11 protein-coding genes and 1 pseudogene are annotated in these 17419 nt (G+C 43.6%); 9 read left to right on the top strand and 3 right to left on the bottom strand.

The annotated features are described in order from the left end of the window. Position 1: 1 nt before the first annotated feature. Entirely contained in the window at positions 2-2158 is a 2157-nt protein-coding gene (locus tag IQ224_RS02455) for a putative PEP-binding protein (protein WP_194032482.1), read from the top strand. Between the two features lie 345 nt (positions 2159-2503). Here IQ224_RS02455 and IQ224_RS02450 read toward each other — a convergent pair whose 3' ends face one another. Together IQ224_RS02450 and psaM are read right to left on the bottom strand one after the other, a co-directional pair. Then, the gene (locus IQ224_RS02450) at positions 2504-2854 is read right to left on the bottom strand and encodes a hypothetical protein (RefSeq protein WP_194032481.1); all 351 of its coding nucleotides are present in this window, start codon (positions 2852-2854) and stop codon (positions 2504-2506) included. A 155-nt stretch (positions 2855-3009) separates the two neighbouring features. Next, positions 3010-3102 carry a photosystem I reaction center subunit XII gene (gene psaM, locus IQ224_RS02445; RefSeq protein ID WP_012264462.1) on the bottom strand — a complete coding sequence of 31 codons (93 nt, stop codon included), beginning with the start codon at positions 3100-3102 and terminating at the stop codon, positions 3010-3012. Between the two features lie 188 nt (positions 3103-3290). On the opposite strand from psaM, the gene IQ224_RS02440 reads away from it, so the two are divergent. After that, positions 3291-4010 (top strand): TerC family protein, encoded by a 720-nt coding sequence (locus IQ224_RS02440; protein ID WP_002744686.1) that lies wholly within the window; start codon positions 3291-3293, stop codon positions 4008-4010. 97 nt (positions 4011-4107) lie between these two features. Continuing rightward, positions 4108-4590: a thiol-disulfide oxidoreductase DCC family protein gene (locus IQ224_RS02435; protein ID WP_002744687.1), complete on the top strand. Its 483-nt coding sequence runs from the start codon at positions 4108-4110 to the stop codon at positions 4588-4590. 148 nt (positions 4591-4738) lie between these two features. Here IQ224_RS02435 and IQ224_RS02430 read toward each other — a convergent pair whose 3' ends face one another. Continuing rightward, positions 4739-5413, bottom strand: a complete 675-nt coding sequence (locus tag IQ224_RS02430; RefSeq protein WP_194032480.1) for a cadmium resistance transporter — start codon at positions 5411-5413, stop codon at positions 4739-4741. Between the two features lie 216 nt (positions 5414-5629). On the opposite strand from IQ224_RS02430, the gene IQ224_RS02425 reads away from it, so the two are divergent. The 6 genes and pseudogenes from IQ224_RS02425 (at position 5630) to IQ224_RS02405 (ending at position 17329) form a co-directional block, all read left to right on the top strand. Next, on the top strand, positions 5630-6892 hold the full coding sequence (locus IQ224_RS02425) for a sulfonate ABC transporter substrate-binding protein (RefSeq protein ID WP_194032479.1): 1263 nt from the start codon (positions 5630-5632) through the stop codon (positions 6890-6892). Positions 6893-7063: 171 nt separating this feature from the next. Beyond that, positions 7064-7249 (top strand): annotated as a pseudogene (locus IQ224_RS24830) (hypothetical protein). Positions 7250-7494: 245 nt separating this feature from the next. Continuing rightward, entirely contained in the window at positions 7495-11916 is a 4422-nt protein-coding gene (locus tag IQ224_RS02420; RefSeq protein ID WP_194032478.1) for a hypothetical protein, read from the top strand. Beyond that, entirely contained in the window at positions 11909-12103 is a 195-nt protein-coding gene (locus IQ224_RS02415) for a hypothetical protein (RefSeq protein WP_002753142.1), read from the top strand. The genes IQ224_RS02420 and IQ224_RS02415 overlap by 8 nt, the downstream gene beginning before the upstream one ends. Before the next feature lie 47 nt (positions 12104-12150). Next, complete coding sequence (locus IQ224_RS02410; protein ID WP_228036062.1) at positions 12151-14112, top strand: hypothetical protein; 1962 nt, start codon at positions 12151-12153, stop codon at positions 14110-14112. 211 nt (positions 14113-14323) lie between these two features. Then, a complete protein-coding gene (locus tag IQ224_RS02405) occupies positions 14324-17329 on the top strand; it encodes a DUF6603 domain-containing protein (protein WP_194032477.1) in 3006 nt (1001 codons plus the stop codon). The last annotated feature ends 90 nt before the right edge of the window (positions 17330-17419 follow it).

The following is a 17419-nucleotide window of genomic DNA, read 5'->3' as shown; positions in this document are numbered from 1 at the left end:
CGTGACCATTCTCTGCTGGCTCGATCGCATTAGTGCTTCTGATCGCCCCCTGGTGGGGGAAAAAGCTTTTATTGCCAGTGAATTACACCAGCGAGGATACCCAATTATCAGGGGATTTGCCATTTTTAACCGCATTTTTGCGGAATTTTTGGAAACTATCAACAATACTGACTCATTCCTGACTGATTTTCCCCAGTCTTCCCTCTATTTAGACGTAGATAACCCAAAAGCTCTGCAATTAGTCGCCAAAGAAAGTCGGCGGGCCATTTTACAAGCGCAAATTTCTCCTCTCTGGTTAGAAGAACTAGAGGCGGCCGTGGCACAATTAGCCATGGATAGCCTAGTATGGCGCTTTTCCTTACCAGCTAATCTGTCTCGGCGAACTCTCGGTTTATTTTCCGCCCCCATCAGTGGAATTAAAGCAGATAATCTAGAAAATGCCCTAAAACAAGCTTGGGCGGAGTTATTCACCGCCAGAAGTCTATTTTATTGGCGAAAAATGGGAATTGGTTTAGAAAAAATTCAATTATCTTTACTGGTACAACCGTTATTACCAGCCAATTGTGCGGGAAATGTGCTGATTAATGAGGATAACTGGCAAATTCAGGCGGTTTGGGGATTAGGACACAGTTTAGTTAATGGAGAAGTGGCACCGGATATCTATATTATCGATCGCTCCGGTCAATTACGCAGTCGGCAATTAGGCAATAAATCCAGGGCTTATTATCTCAACAGTGACAGTAATCTGCTTGCGGCACAATTATTAGCACCCAGTTTACAGGAAAGCTACTGTTTAGATAATTTCGCCATCGATCGCCTTTGTCAACTGGTTCAATCTCTGCTAGCGGAAAAACCCAGCTTAACCAGCATAGAATGGCTGATGATGCTAGATGGTCAAATTTATATTCTCAACTGTCACAGTCAGGAAATCACCGCTACTACCTCCAATTATCCCTTAAGAGGATTAGGGGCATCCCCGGGGTTGGTATCGGGAGTGGCAAAAGTGATCAGCAATTTCGACTCCCCAGAGGCAAATTTTCAGGATTGCATTCTGGTTACTACTAATTTACCTCCGAAAAAACTGCCCCATTTACGCCAAATTCGAGCAATGATCACGGAACAGGGGGGATTAACTAGCCATGGAGCCATCTTAGCCCGGGAATTAGCCATTCCTGCCATTGTCGGGGTAAAAAATGCCACAGAAATTATCCGCTCAGGCGAGATAATTTTAGTAGATGGTACGAGGGGAATTATTTCTCTAGCATCTCAGGAACAGATTTCCTTACCCCCACCACCCTCCAGAGAAACCGACGGGACGGCAATTGCTACCCGTTTGATGGTTAATCTCAGTCAAACTGAAAGTATTGCCAGAATCCGAGAACTGCCTATTGATGGGATCGGTTTATTGCGCTCAGAATGGATGATTTTAGAGTTACTTTCTCAGCGCAATCTAGAAGAATGGTTAACACCAGAGCATCAAGAAGCATTGATCGAGAGATTAAGTGATTTAATCGCACAATTTGCCCTTAGTATCCAGCCTAAGCCTTTATTTTACCGTTCTTTTGATGCTCAACATTCGGCTAAAGACAGTCGGGGAACCCATGGTTATATATTAGATCCGACTCTATTTGATCTAGAATTGCAAGCTTTACGACGGGTACAAACCACCAGCGCCACCAATATTAATTTACTGCTTCCCTTTGTCCGTGGGATTGAAGAATTTATTTTCTGCCGGCAACGGGTACAATCGGCTTTACTCACTCAAGTCCCTTCTTTCCAATTGGGGATAATGGTGGAAGTACCGGGGGTAATCTTTCAATTGAGGGATTATGTGCAAGCAGGGGTAAAGTTAATCGCTATTGGTACTAATGATTTAACTCAATTAATTTTAGGTAGCGATCGAGAACATTTCTCAGAATATTTTAACGCCCGTCATCCCGCAGTCAGGGCAGCTTTACAACAAATTATTACTCAAGCAAAAGTTTTACAGATTCCCTGTTCCGTTTGCGGCATGGCTATCGTCCAGTATCCTGAAATTATCGATGATCTGATTGCTTGGGGTGTGACTTCTCTTTCGGTGGATACAGAAGCAGTTTTAGCCACTAGAGAGGCAATTGTTCGCGCCGAAAGAAGGTTTTTATTGGAAAATGGCAGATAACCTCGGCATCTCCTATTTGTGACTTTCCCTCACATATTGGTGAGCAGCAGCAGTTATTCAAAGAGGGCGAATGCAATTCGCCCCTATAATAATATGATTGCGCCAATGGTAGGGGCGCACCGTGGTCAGTGAGTTTATCGAACTGCGTGCGCTCAAAATTTCCTCTAGATATTTCTCCAAAATTCAGCTGCACCCATAATAATCCTCTTTTGTCAAGGCAGAAATGCTTAAGAATTGTGTCGCTGTGGTCATTAGTTTTATACTGACAAATGCTCAGACCGACTCTGTGGATATCTCCTCTCCTCTAGAGTCTTAACAAGTAATTGAGATCTACGAACAGCTAATCTACTGGGAAACCCAAAAAATGCGTCTTTGATTAGGATCCCGTCGGGGACTTTGTTCACCCATCACTTGCCGCGCTTGACTAGGATCGAAGCTGCGAGTAAATTGATCCCGCAATTGATTGACGCGTTCCTCCTTTTCTTGGGCTGCCAAACGCACTTCTTCTAATTTTGCCTGTTGCATCTGTTGGTAGGGGAGCAAACGAGCGATCGCAAAAACCGCCGTGATGGAAATGGCGCTATAGGCAATAATTCGCAGCCAAATCTCGATAACTTGCCATTTTTGGGATTTATTGCCACTTTTTGGCTTTTTTTGTGTTTTTTTGTCGGTTTGGTTTCGTGTTCGTGCGGTCATAGATTTATGAGTACAAGTAAAATCGGTGAGAAAGGTGGCTAATTACTTTTAAGTTACACCTAATAACTGATAACTGATGACCGATAACCGAAAAAACCCCAATCGGTCTATCCTATAGCTAGGTCAGACGGGATTGGGGTTTATTGAAAGCGACTTTACTTATAAAGTTCCGTCGCTAGACGAAAAGCCAAAATCCCGGGGATTAAAGCAATTACCAGAGCGACTAGAACTTGAGTATCAGAAAGCATTGCTGATTATCTCCTCATAAAGATATTCATCCAATACTTTCCGACATCATCGGGGTCCTCTGCATCATTTCGTTACAAGACTTCATATCTCCCCCCCCGATGACGGTTATCTCCCCTAGAAAAGAAAGTTGTAAAAGCGTTAAGCTGAAGTATTGCCATGATTACATTTATTTTTACCTGCGGCCTCAATGTTAGACTCGCTCCTTGATTCATCTCTAACCCTTAGTCTAAAAACCCCGTTAATTCTGTTGGTTCTCATTGCCCTAGAAGCGGTATTATCAGCAGATAACGCCATTGCTCTCGCTTCCATAGCACAGGGATTAGGAGATCATCAGCGTCAACGTCAGGCCTTGAATATTGGCTTAGTTTTCGCCTATATTCTCCGTATGGTCTTGATTCTTACTGCCACCTGGGTGGTTAAATACTGGCAGTTTGAACTTTTGGGAGCAGTATATTTGCTCTGGTTAGTCTTTAATTACTTTGCCTCCCCGGAAGACAAGGATCACACCCATCATAGTCTCAAGTTTCAATCTCTCTGGCAAGCTATCCCCCTAATTGCCGTTACTGATTTAGCTTTTTCCCTCGATAGTGTTACCACCTCCATCGCCGTGGCCGATGATACTTGGTTGATCCTGCTTGGTGGTACGATCGGAGTAGTTACCCTGCGATTTATGGCGGGTTTATTTATTCGATGGTTAGAGGAATACACCCACCTAGAAGATGCTGGTTTTGTCACCGTCGGTTTGGTGGGTTTAAGATTGCTGTTGCGGGTGATTAGTCCCGATTTTGTGCCGCCAGAATGGATTATGATCAGTTTAATTGCTATCCTCTTTGCTTGGGGTTTCTCAAAACGCAACGATCGAGAACCAGTAGATAGTGATCCCATCCAATCTGATGAATTGCCATAAAATAATCATCAGGAGTCAGTCATCAGTGATCGGATTTGAGTTTTCAGTTCACTGATTACTGTTTACTGTTCACTGAAAAGAGAATCCCTAGAAGATCATGTCATCTTTACCGACTCCATCTGCTGATACCTTAGAAAATTCTACTCGATCGCCCTCTTGGAAAATTAAACTCCTCTACGATGGAGAATGTCCCCTCTGCTTGCGCGAGGTCAATTTTCTGCAAAAACGGGATGCTGGGAGAGGATTAGTTGCTTTTGTCGATATTGCCGCTGAAAACTATAATCCAGAGGAAAATGGCGGTATTTCCTTCGCAGCAGCCATGGGACGAATCCATGCTGTACTAGCCGATGGTACTATCATTCAAAATGTGGAAGTGTTTCGCCAAGTCTATGATATTTTAGGCATCGGTTGGATTTATGCCGCTACCAAATGGCCGGTTATCGGGTTTCTAGTGGATACTATCTATGAAATTTGGGCTTCTTGGCGATTAACCTTAACTGGACGACCGAATTTACAAAAAATCTTAGCAGAGCGTCAAAAACGTCTGGAATGCAACGCATCAAATCGTTGTTCTGGCTGAGTCAAAATCTTCTAACTCTACACCCCACTCAGAATCACTCCCTGGGATGGGATAATTCTGCCTAGGAAATAAATGGTGTTTTATTCTCTCTTCCTCAATTCTGACTCCCGTGGGAGCCAGAGATTGGCGATTTTTACGGAGGCCTAATTTAGCTGGTGGGAATCAACAGGCGATAGGAGCCGTTATCGAGAATAATCCGTAGGCCCAACCACATCAGCACAAAAGGGAAAAGCTTGCTGGCATAACGGCCGAGGACAACCGCGATCCCCGGTTGGCGGGTTAGATTATAGGAGAGAAATAACCAAGTACAGACGATTAGATAGCAGATCGGGATGATTACGGCTAACTGCGCCACGGTACTATTGGCGAATAGGGGAATATAGATACCGAGATTATTGCCGCCATTGGATATCGTGACCGCGGAAACTCGATAGGTTTGGCGATCTCTGAGGACTTGACCGAGGGATAGTCTGCGGGAGGCGAATCCGTGAAATCGGGCGTTTCTTCGCAAATTAACCTTGCGATCTGCGGTTTCCCTCTCGTTATCGCGATTTAACGTCAGTAAATTTCTCACACCGATGAGGATCGGCAAGATTCCGAGAAGACCGATATAAATCGGTGGGATGATTAGGCCGAGTAGAAAACCGACCAAGCTAACCGATACCAAGACCGTAAACCCGACTAGCTCGCCTACGACAACGTGAACTGGGCGAAAGGTACGATTTACCTCGCTAAAAAAGCCGGTTAGATAAATATTGTCGTCGAAGGTGGTGGCTATGCCAGTGGCCACCGCGATTTTGACGATTTCGATCAACCAATCCATCCATACCACCTCGATCTCTCAAATGCAGGCGCAATTTTATTTTGAAACTATATCATTTTCAATACATTTATAAATGTACTTTGTTACACAATCGAGGAGTCGTGGATTTCTATAGTATGTAGATAAAACTAATGGCAGCCGTGCCGATCGAGTTGGGAAACCCTTCCTTCTTGTCTCCTTGCCCGACGATAAATCTTGTTTTCTGCGAGAAATCCCATGCTCCACCGTTCGATCAAGTGTCTCTGGAAACCGTGGCGAAATTGCCGGGGAGTTCTTCCCGCGCTGCTTTTTTTGACCAGTCTGGTGGGGAGCTTTCTCCTAGCTGGATTTTCCGACACGAACGCAAAGCGCTCGCTACGCGAGATCGCCGTCGGTCAAAATTCTCCCTCGGATAACCCGATTTTGAGCCTCGTCAATAGCTTTAAATTCCCCCGGAATACCACTCCCCGGCTATTAGAGACCGTGGGATTATTTATCGCTGGAATTCTCTTCTGTATCCTGATCGATCGCTGGTTCAAGCGCTCGACCCCCTCCGATATCACTCCCCTCGCCAAACAAGCGCGGCGGTTAGGAACCCTCAAGATCGGCTACCCTGAGGGCATGACTAATCTGGAAGTTCTCCGCGCCCAGGCCTTTCTGGAAAGACGCTTAAAACCCTTTGGGGTGACGGTAACGTGGACGAGTTTTCTGGCTGCTTCCTCTCTGATCGAGGCCTTGAGCAACGGAATGATCGACTTCTGCGGTGGTGGCGGTACGGCGAGTATTTTCTCGCAAGCGGCCGAACACGTCTTCGTCCGGGTAGCTAAAGAAAAATATACCGCCCCGAAAGGTCAGGCGATTCTCGTGCCAGAGGATTCGCCAATAGAGACGTTGGCGGATTTAAAAGGAAAAAGAATCGCCTTCGATCGAGGTTCGAGCGCCCATTACGTCCTTATCCGCGCCCTGATGAGAGTGAATCTAGAATTAAACGATATCGAACCGGTGTATGCAACCCAACCGGAAGCGCTGGTGCTTTTCCGTCGCGGTGAGATCGACGCTTGGGTGGTGTGGGTTCCCTATTCCCCCACCGAGACGCGCACCTATCCGGGAAGATCGGTGGCCGATCTAGGGGGTATCTTTGGGGAAAACGCCTCTCTAGAAGTGCCGACCTATTATTATGCAGTTCCCGAATTGGTGCGGGATTATCCCGATGTACTGAAGGTGATTTTAGAAGAAGTGAACGAGGCAGGTGCTTGGGCAAAACAACAGGAGTTAGAGGCGACGAGACGCTTGGCAGCTCACCATGAGATCGATCCAGCGATCATCACTAATCTTGAACAACGGGCCTCTGAACGTGCCATTATCCCGATCGACGATCGCTCTCTGACGGCCCTACAACACCAAGCTAATATCTTCCGAGACCTGAAGCTGATCCCCCATCGAGTCAATGTGCGCGACGGAACCTACACCCTACAGACGAAACAAAATTGGACCTATTAACCCGACGGCAATATTTTGGGCATTGGTTGGATTTATGCCGCTACCAAATAGCCGATGATCGGGTTTCTAGTGGATATTATCATTATTATTCTCCCTTTTGCATGAGCGCCTGTCCTTATCTAGCAGCGGAATTTAAAGCATTGACAAACTTGAAATGTTTGGTTCTTCAGTTTGTCTTATGCAGTGGACGGGATTGTAAGGAATGAAACCCTTATAGAGACAGGCGTTGCTGCGATTTTTGCCAATTGTTTTCGATCTAGAGCGAACTAATCAATTAAATCTCTTGCCAGATAAGGATTTAGTCGATTTATACCCCCTATCGAACCATACCAAGTAACGAAGAACCCGAATTCATAACAAAAAATAACAAGAAATAACAAGAAATAACAAAAAAATTTACAAAAATTTACAAAAAAGAAGACCAAAAGTGTTGAAAAATAAATCAATGATCCGTACCATTCAAAAGGTAAAGAAAAAAACGAATCTTAAAGCTTCTGCAAGTGAGTTGGGCGCATTTGCCAACCTCTCCCCAGTGGAACAGCGAAAATTCCCAAAACTGACGATTTAGGTTTCTGCTTCATTCATCCCTACATACTATAGTTATGACCACACTTCTAGTCCCGGTTTACCTTGATGCCCTCTACCTCCCCACCAAGACGGATGTACTGGGGGAAATGACTGATTATAGTAAGCTCCCCTACTATAAAAATAGCCAATTAGTAAATCGCGGTAGTGCTTATATTAGCGAAACTGTATTAACGGTTCCCTTTACACAACCCCAATTGTCCTTAAAAGCAGGCATTCACCTACACTGGTCTTTACCAGATGCGCTGACTAACGGTATAGCAAGAGATGGAGAACAAGGCATTACATTTCCCCTTGTACCTAATCGCTGGTTAATTATACGACGTGGGAGCAATATAGCAGAAAAAAAATGGGTTGTAGAAAGTGATTATCTGTATCCTGAAGGTGCTACACCAGAAGATACAATTAATATCCTCTATTATCCAGCTACCAATGAGTATCAACCCTATCGTTTTCTGGGGCGTAAATTAGAATTGGGAGCATGGCGCTCAGGTACAGCAAATGCCCAATATATTCAGGAATTGTCCGCTATTGGACCCTTCGCCACAGTTGACAACTTAGACAACGAAAAAGTTGCCTTTGCTGGTTTTTATCCTAACTGTCGTAGTGTGTTCGGTTTTCATGATGGGGACTTCACCACCAATACAACCCCGCCCAAAGACCTACGATATGATGTCATTGGCTGGTATAGCGACGGCAAAAATGATTATCTTGACAAATTTATCAAAGAACAGTACCCAGACAGAGATCCTTTAAGCCTTTTAGACACTTTGCAAAGTAAAGCTGGCTGGACAGTAGAAATAGGCAATAACCAAAGTTTCCCCGATCGTCTTCTCTGTCATGCTTCCCTAAGTTTTGCGCCTGGTGCTTCTGTAACTAACCCACAAGCGATTAAAGGAACGATCGCCGTAGGAAACAACCAAGAAGAAGCCATAGCAGCTTATGTAGCTCGTCAACTGGACACAACAAATACAGAAAATCGCAAAACGATTGAGGAGCAGCTAGAAGCCATACAAATGAGTGGGCGTTTAGTACAGCAAAATCTCGACTTTGGACCCAAGTTTCGACAAGGACTACACGAGGACAGCTTTACTGGCCAATGTAAAGAGATATCATGGCAGGTAGTGCCGGAATCTGATCCCAAAATTTCCCAGTCGGGAAGTGCCAACCCAGCAAATGCCGTGCAAGGCGAGGGAATAATGCAGGTGACATTATCCGCCACCATCGGCGATCGCATAAGTGAAGTTAACGAAGCACAGCGTGAATACGACCAACAATTAGCAAAAGTTGGCTCAATTCGAGAACAAGTCTATGCTGATTGGTATAAGTATATGCTGGCCACTTATGTTCTTGTCAATCCAGATGAAAGATTGCTAGATAGAAGCAAAATACAAACACTGGGAACAAGCGCAGTTAATTTTATCAACAAAACAAGCGACAGTAATCTAGTTCAAACGTTCCTTAAGGACACTGCGGATAACAATCAATATGGAGTAAAAGCCTTAGAGAATGCCATCAAAGCTGCTGGAGTTTTGAAGGTACTAAAAAATGAACAGGATCAAAATCAAATTGTCAGTGCCTCTGTCTCTAATAATCTTCCAGGATTTCCAAATTACCCTTTTGACAGTAATTCAAAAGCAAGCCAACTGGCCCGGTCGATTAACACACTAATTGCTGAAGTTCAGAAGTTTAACAAAGAATCCCGTTTAATTGCTCCCAAAAAATCAGTCCAAGTCACTGGCGATTCTACCTTAGTGGATGACGATATTGCCATGAAGTGTTTATCTTTCGATGGCAATCAGAATTATGAAATCTCTAATTTAGGAAATATCCAGTCCCTCTCGATGTGGGTAAACATACCAGAGGGAGTTCAGGGTTCCCTTTTAGAGGTGAGAAGCACCAGCCTTTATGTTAATTCTACTAATGGAATTAGCAGCACTTGGCAAAAAATTTACATTAACGGACAACAGGTAAACGGACCGATTAACTGGACAGCAATTCCTAAGAATCGGTGGGTTTTCCTCCACTTAGAGGCTAATAACCCCTTTAGTGGCACCGTCTATTTAATGTCTAACTCTTCCGGTAGCCATCGTTTACGGGGGCGCATTGCCAGCGTTAGCTTCCACAAAAAACCCCTATCTCCGACCGAAATTGAGCGGGATTACCAAGACAAAATCGGTTTGTTCCGACCATCTTACACCATCAAAATAGTTCCAGGGCCTCGCTATTGGCAGCCAAGTGATCCCGTAGTTTTAATGACTGGGGAAGTCGCTAAACCGACTCGCAACCGTGACGACGAGCGTTTGAGGACAGATGGTTTGCTCCAATGTAAATTATTAACTCAGTCCATTGACTTGCAGAGCTTACCTGACAACACCTTAAATATTTTTGTCCAATTTCTCAGCGAGTTTGGCAACAACCCCACAGAAAAAATTGGCTTCCGTCAATGGGCAAATCAGCCTTGGAATCCCTTCCTGTTGGAATGGCAAGTGCAATTGAAAGGACTAGAACACAACAGTCAACAAACCAAGAACGACAACAATAAGCACACTCCAAGTGTAAACTACGACACTAACATCTTCAAAGATAAATATCAATTGCGGGTCGATGGACTTGAAATCACCCCGACGAATCTAAGTGCGAATCATTTTGCTAATTATCCCGACCTTTACAGGGGAGCTAGTTTTCTCTCTTCCTCGGCTAGTATGTTGCTCAAGGACAATCTTATAGATTACTTGACTAAGTATTTGTTGCCCGACTATTACCAAGAACAAAATATATCCCCAGACGACCAAACCGAGGACTACCTGGTCAAGAATTTTAACGCTGTCAAGGGGTGGTATGACAAGAAAAACCCCACAGCTAGTGATCCTTTTTTTACGGCGCTGCGGGCCTATCAACAACTGCAATCTCTTAACGGCTGTCTCGCCCAGAGTCTCGGTGGTTTTAGTGATGCGCTACTCACCTATAATCGGACAATTCAGTTAGATGTCAACGATAATCTACTTGCAGCAAATGGACCAGCAAAAGACTTCCTGAAAAACGTGCAGAACACTTTAGAACTTAGCTCTCGTCTCGTACCGGACAGTATTTTGCGATCGCCTTTAACTGGATTCGATTTTAGTCCCATTCGTGTAGGAGGATTAAAAATTACTGATTTACGACTTGTGGATACCTTTGGACAGGTTAATGTCGTGCTTGACACTAACAATAGCCGTGAGATTGTCACTAGCCAACCCCTAACACTGCCATCAGCTTTTGCTAATGTATTATCATCCCATCCCATCTACCTGCCACCCCGTTTAGCCCAACCCGCCCGCTTGAATTTTCGCTGGCTATCGGCCACCCGACCACAGGGGACTCGCCGCAGTAAAAGCAGTAAACAAGATCAGGAAATGAATGATACCCTCGCCACTAAACCAATCTGTGGCTGGGTTTTGCCCAACAACTTAGATAACAGCCTGACTATTTATGATGATGAGGGCAATGCTCTAGTCATGATTGACCGCACCGCTCAATTGCGCTCTATTCCGGGACATGATTACACTGAGCAGGAAATTAACGACATTATTGCTCGGACTAACCCCTATCTCAAGCAAATGGTCCGGTATCTGAGAGATCAAGGATCGGCTTTTATCGCTGATTTCCTCACCACTGTCAATGCAGCCTTAGAAACCATTGACCCTGAAGGATTTGCTCAAAATAAAGCCATATCCTTGCTAGTGTCGCGACCTTTAGCCCTAGTGCGCTCACGCATCAATCTAGATATCCAAGGCATACCCGCCGTTAGCCAGAACAGGATATCTTTCTCTAACGATCTTTTCTACAATAAATTCCGAACCACACAAGCTTTTGAAAAGGTCAAATTCCCCATCCGTATTGGTGAATATCAGCAGTTTAATGATAGTTTGGTGGGCTACTGGGTAGAAAAAGCCGATGGTACTTACACAGACAGCGTTTTTTATGCTCCCCAAAGTTGCTATGTTCCCCACAAAAATATCAAAACCCTGTTTGATGATGAAAAAGATCCCACCCCTGACACTCCCTTGAATCTGGAGCAAACCTTAGAGGAAAATACAGCCCAAACTCTAGTGATGTTAATCGACCCTCGTGGACAAGTTAACGCGACTTGTGGCATACTTCCTGCTAAGAGTATTTCTATTCCGCCAGAACAATATTTACCTGCCTTACAAGCGATCGAAGTTACTTTTTTAGCGGCACCACTTCTGAGTGATCTTAACCCAATCAATGATCTTGATCAGATCAAGCTTTCCCTTCCCGAAGTACCCAATTATGAATGGTCTTGGTTAGGAAAAGAAGGGAATACCTGGTCAAATCGTCCCCTCGTTCCCTTTGATTCTCAGTCCGTTTACTCCAGTCCACAAAAAATCTATGATGGCTGGTTAAAATTAACCAGAAAAACAGAAACTAATGAATGAAGCCGAACAAATTTCCCTCAAATTAACTTTGGGGGAAGTCAACCAAGTTTTAGAAGCTTTGGGTACTATGCCCTATCGCCAAGTCTATCAACTGATTGGCAAAATCCAGAGACAAGGAGAATCCCAATTACAGCAACCTGAATCAACCGATTCATGGACTCAAGAAGTCCAAACTGTCAGCGAGTAAAACCCAACCACAAAAATTAATTTCTTTTTTTCCTAGGAGTAATGATCATGCTTACCAGAGTTCCCGAAGAAATCCGTCAAGCCCAAAAGGCCATTGATTTTGACGAGTTTTTCAGCCAAGAGCCTTTGAAATTTCAGTTTTATTACGGAGACAACAGCCAAGCTGAAATTGTTAACACCATCTATTTAGAAGATGGTAATGAACCCTTAACGTTATATTTAGAGGTGTTTAATGATAGCGAACAGGATGTCATCTTTAAAAATTCTAATTCCCTAGCTGGAAAATTAGCGACTGTTCAAGCAGGAGGTTCTCAAGCGGCTAGTGAGAAAAAATGCCATTTTCAACTCCGTTGGGAAAAAGATTTAGGACTTAAACCTAGTGAGATAGAAATAGATGATAAAAGTGGCCAATGGCAAGTCAACTATGACGAAGAATTCCGCTTTTTCTCAATGTATTTTCTTCACCAATCTGGACTAACGTTAAAACCAAATGAGAAGATTCAAATAGGTTTCTCGAAACTTACAGCCAATAATCGCACTGTGAAAAGCAGCAACGTTGAATTGCTGTATGGTGGAATCGGTCTAATTTCGACAGGAACAGCAAACGAACTCATTGAAGAGCAAGTAAGTTCCAAAAACGCGGTCTCTGTAATCAATCATCTCCGCAAGACGCAAATTCCTTTACAATTTCGGGTCTTAGGTTCTAATGCGATTCTCAATGATGGAACTACTCAAAACACTCTGAAATTAAAGGTACTCAATTCCCCTTTATCTAATAACACGCGACCAATTCTCTTATTAAACCAAAGTTCAAAGTTTATTGTCAGCTTTGAGCAGGGAGATCATCCAGACGCACTGGTGGCAACAACTAGCCAGTTAAATAGTGTTAAAATCAACGTAACAGATACCAATTCTTGGGCATCAGACCATACGGCAAATTCCACTCAGTGGAGTTTTACACCCAAGATAAACCAATTAACAGCAGGACAGGGAATCGAGCTAACAATTAGCCAGTTAGTGACCAGCAGTGCTTCTGGACTAGCCTGTATATATATTGACTATCAAAACATTGGTAGCTATCCCGATGGTCGGCTAGTTATACCTATCGAAAAAACGCCACTTTTGTATAGTGGGGGACAGGTTGGCATCGGTACTAAGACTTTTGACCGGGAGACGACTAAACTTAAGGTTAACGGCGATATAGTTTTAGGGAAGGATGAAACAAATAAAAAATTTATATTTCACAGTCGCACAGATTATAATGGCGATTTTCTACAGATCACTCATGACAAGGATAATCAAAATTGGGATTGGGATCAAGGAATCACTTTAAAAAGAGGTGGTAATGTCGGCATCGGTACGAGTACTCCCGCAGCAAAACTTCATGTCGCTGGTGGAAATGCGGTTATTAATGACAATGTCGGCATCGGTATTACGAATCCCACAGCTAAACTTCATGTGGATGGAATGGCCATTGTTACTGGAAAACTTGCCATTGGTAACAATTTCTCACCAGAAATTGATCTAGCAATTGGTGATAATCAAACGGGGCTAAAGTTAGAGTACAATAAAACCCTGAGCCTCATAGCAAAAGGTCAGCAACGAGTAAGAATTAATGCTGATGGACCAGTTGTCATCTTTGGTGCGTTTATGGCGGGTTCTAGTAGCACATCGATTGATCGAATATTGTGTGGCAAAGTCATTGTCAGACCAGGGGTAAGCCCGAGTGGTTGGGCCTGTTTCGGAGCAGAGATTAAACAAACCTCTCGCCCACAAACTGGTGCGTTCAAACTATGGTTTGAGAGACCATTTATGAGAGATGGGAAATTTTTTTCTGACGATCTTATTCTTATGCTGACGTCAGGAGATGCAACCTGTACAGTCCATCTTGTTCAACTTGCAGAGAATTACATTGAGGTACAGACGAAAGATGCTATGACTCAAAAACTTAAAGACGCATCTTTTCACTTTGTTATTATTCAACCAACTTCGCATCGGCAAAAGTTATAGTTATTTCAATTAAAATTGAGACTATCAATGCCAGAGTTAATAAGGGTTTCATCAGTCCAGAGTGTATCAGACTTATCTGAAATGACTATATTTTTTTGAGCAAATCACTGATTAGCAAAATCCAGAAGCAAGGAGAATCCCAATTACAGAAATATGAACCAAAAATTCATTGTCTATTGTTAAAATTCATCAACCAAACCCCAACAAACCGATGGCTACAAACACAAAACCCAACTTAAAAGAAGAACTGGAAAAAGGTCTCTCAACAACCTCAGATGACTCACCACAAGAAGGTCCAAAAATAACAATTTCTCTCGGGGAAGACATCGAGTTTATCTGTGAAACTAAACCTGATAAATTGCCAGATAAAGGTAAAACCATTGTCGCCTATACAGCTTACAAGGAAGAAAAGGAAGACCCCTTCAGTATCACCCTCAATGATTTGATGGCAACCCTGGACCAAAGTATAGCTGACTTGTTACCAAAGGGACTCAAGAATAAATCCATCAATTTCAAAAATGTGATGGTGATTTACCGGAAAGAAAACAAAACAAGTAAAGGAGAATGGCTGTTTGTCCTAGATTTAGATATCGCCACCAAGATCAAATTAAAATCCCTTCCCGTAGTGGGTGATTTAATCTCCGATGAAGTCGGTGAAGAAGAATTAGTTCCTTCCCTGCGAATTGTCGCCGCTTCTAAAGCTTTTAGCATCAAAGAAATTCGCGTTTTAAATGACAAAATCCCTGAAGTCATCTCTCCACTACCGGTTCCCGAAAAAGAGGATAAAGACGACAAACGCTCTGTCCGTAAAGGTTTCAGCTTATCAGGTAAATTGGGATTACCCGATGCTGATAAGATTTTGAGCTTGTCGATAAGTCCACAAGCAGAAGAAGAACAAGAAGAATTGGCTCCTGGTGGAGAAGAAGAAGAAGATAATGTCACCAACAGTAACTTAGCCGTTTGGTTTGATATAGACAAAACCTTCGGACCGTTTTCACTTAAGCAAATTGGCTTCCAATATGAGGAAGAAGACGACGAGGCAGAAATAGCCATCGTCATTGATGCTGTCCTCAAAATCGCTGGTTTGACCCTCTCTTGCGACGATTTAGGAGTCGGGATTTCCTTAGACGACTTAACGCCATCCTTTAAAATATCGGGCATTGGCATAGAGTACAAGAATCCAACTATCGAAATAAGCGGGGCCTTACTGCGTGCCGACAAAGAAAAGAACGGCATAAAATACACAGAATATCTGGGTTTAGCCAGACTCAAATTTGATCTAGCAGGTAAAAGTTTTGGTGTCAGCGCCATCGGTGCCTATGCCTACTACGACGGTAAACCCTCCCTATTTCTATATGCCGTTCTTGACGTCACTATAATAGTTGATCCCTCCTTCATTATCACGGGATTTGCTCTGGGTTTCGGCTACAACCGCTATCTGAAAGTACCCTCCATCGACGAATTACTAGATTTTCCCCTAGTGGCCGAAGCAGTAAAACCCAGCAAGAAGAAATTTTCGGATGATAATGAACTGATTACCAAAAAACTGACTGAGATGGATAAATACATCCCCGTATCCATCGGCTCCGGCTTTGTTGCCATCGGACTCAAGTTTACCTGCTTCCAGATGTTAGACTGCTTTGCGCTGCTAACCGTCGCCATTGGGGAAGATTTCGAGATCAACCTGTTGGGAATTGCCAAAATGAAAATTCCCACTCCGGCAAAAGACTCGAAAAATACAAGCTGTATTCTCAATATGACGATGCTCCTACGAGCCAGATTTTCTCTGAGTGAAGGAGTAATCTCCATAGAAGGTCAATTAGCCTCGGATTGCTATCTCTTATCCCCAGATTGCCGCTTAACTGGTGGCTTTGCCGTCTGTCTCTGGGTTTCTGGCCCTCATGCAGGGGATTTTGTCATTACTTTAGGCGGTTATCACCCCCTATTCAAAAAACCTGCCCACTATCCTACAGTTCCTCGTCTGGGTTTCCACTGGAAAGTAGGAGATTGCCTATCCCTCAAGGGAGAAAAATACTTTGCTCTGTGCGCTCATGCCATCATGGCCGGTGGCCGACTAGAAGCCAATTTCAAACTCGGTAAACTGTGGGCTAACTTTGTCGCTGAGGCTCATTTCCTCATCTCTTGGAAACCCTACTACTACGAAATCCTAGTACAAGTGAGGATTCAAGCTGGCTATGGAATACTCGGACCTGTTAGTTTAGGGGTGCAACTCCATATTTGGGGTCCAGAATTTGCCGGTACAGCCACATTTAGAATTATCTTCGTCAAAGTCACTGTGGAATTTGGCGATCAATCTTCTCGCTTACCAGAGCCTATCGATTGGGAAAGTTTCCAAAGTTCCTTCTTACCCCCTGCGAAATCAACAGCACAAGGTTCATCAACAGCTGCAGACGTTTGTAGTGTTGTTCTCAATCAAGGAGTCACCAAACAACTCTCACCGGCAACAACCAAAGAAGTCGCCTTTGTCGTCAATCCCAAAGAGTTAGAGCTAGTAGTTAATTCTGCTATCCCCAGCAAGCAAGCATCTTACCAAAAAAATACCCAAGATACCGAACCTCTCACTGTTAGCAATGCGAACACCGATTTTGGCGTTCGTTCCATGGGCATTAAAAAGGATCAACTCGAAAGCAAGTACAACATCAAAATTACCCGGAAGACAAAGGGAGGAGATGAGTCAGAGTCAGTAACCGTTGACTATGACCAGTTCCAATTTATCCCGATAACTCAAGATGTGCCAACCGCACTTTGGGGCGATGCTAAAGTTAAAGTTGTCAAAGTAAAGGGTAAAGACTCAGAACGAATTCTTCTCCCTGAAGCTAATGATCAGCAATTTGTCAAGAACGTCTTCTCCGGTTTCCGGATTGTTCCTCAAATCAAGCAAGATGTCTGTAGCACCAATAGTATTGATGTCAAGAAATTGCAACACGATACCACCTGCATAGATGATGTTTACGCTTGGCAACAAATGACGGCTTTTTCTGGGGTTTTTACCCACAATGAAGCTCTAACTACTTCTGAGGTTTCTGCCAAAAATGAAGCTCGAACTACAGCCATCAAAAACAACATTGTCAGTGCCAATACTGAGAATAAGCGCAACAATCTGCTCCAATCTCTCGGCTTTAATCTAGCCGATGATGTTAAATTAACCGATTCGGTGGCTAATTCTTTTGTCATTGCACCCCAGGTTAAAGCGTAATGCAATTAGGGGAGGTCAGCTGTTGCCCATTTAAACGGGGAATTCTAGGGTTAGAAAATCCCTAAAACTCCCCCCTCTCTCTCCTACTCT

The sequence above is a fragment of the Microcystis sp. LEGE 00066 genome, from assembly GCF_015207925.1.
Taxonomy (GTDB): Bacteria; Cyanobacteriota; Cyanobacteriia; order Cyanobacteriales; family Microcystaceae; genus Microcystis; species Microcystis ichthyoblabe_A.
Note: the sequence above shows the minus strand (reverse complement) of the source record. Positions and strands in the feature narration are given on the sequence as shown.

What these genes read in the sequence shown, in the direction of transcription:
- IQ224_RS02450 (WP_194032481.1), bottom strand. Translation starts at nt 2,854, where the DNA reads ATGACCGCACGAACACGAAACCAAACCGACAAAAAAACACAAAAAAAG.
- psaM (WP_012264462.1), bottom strand. Translation starts at nt 3,102, where the DNA reads ATGCTTTCTGATACTCAAGTTCTAGTCGCTCTGGTAATTGCTTTAATC.
- IQ224_RS02440 (WP_002744686.1), top strand. Translation starts at nt 3,291, where the DNA reads ATGTTAGACTCGCTCCTTGATTCATCTCTAACCCTTAGTCTAAAAACC.
- IQ224_RS02435 (WP_002744687.1), top strand. Translation starts at nt 4,108, where the DNA reads ATGTCATCTTTACCGACTCCATCTGCTGATACCTTAGAAAATTCTACT.
- IQ224_RS02430 (WP_194032480.1), bottom strand. Translation starts at nt 5,413, where the DNA reads ATGGATTGGTTGATCGAAATCGTCAAAATCGCGGTGGCCACTGGCATA.
- IQ224_RS02425 (WP_194032479.1), top strand. Translation starts at nt 5,630, where the DNA reads ATGCTCCACCGTTCGATCAAGTGTCTCTGGAAACCGTGGCGAAATTGC.
- IQ224_RS02420 (WP_194032478.1), top strand. Translation starts at nt 7,495, where the DNA reads ATGACCACACTTCTAGTCCCGGTTTACCTTGATGCCCTCTACCTCCCC.
- IQ224_RS02415 (WP_002753142.1), top strand. Translation starts at nt 11,909, where the DNA reads ATGAATGAAGCCGAACAAATTTCCCTCAAATTAACTTTGGGGGAAGTC.
- IQ224_RS02410 (WP_228036062.1), top strand. Translation starts at nt 12,151, where the DNA reads ATGCTTACCAGAGTTCCCGAAGAAATCCGTCAAGCCCAAAAGGCCATT.
- IQ224_RS02405 (WP_194032477.1), top strand. Translation starts at nt 14,324, where the DNA reads ATGGCTACAAACACAAAACCCAACTTAAAAGAAGAACTGGAAAAAGGT.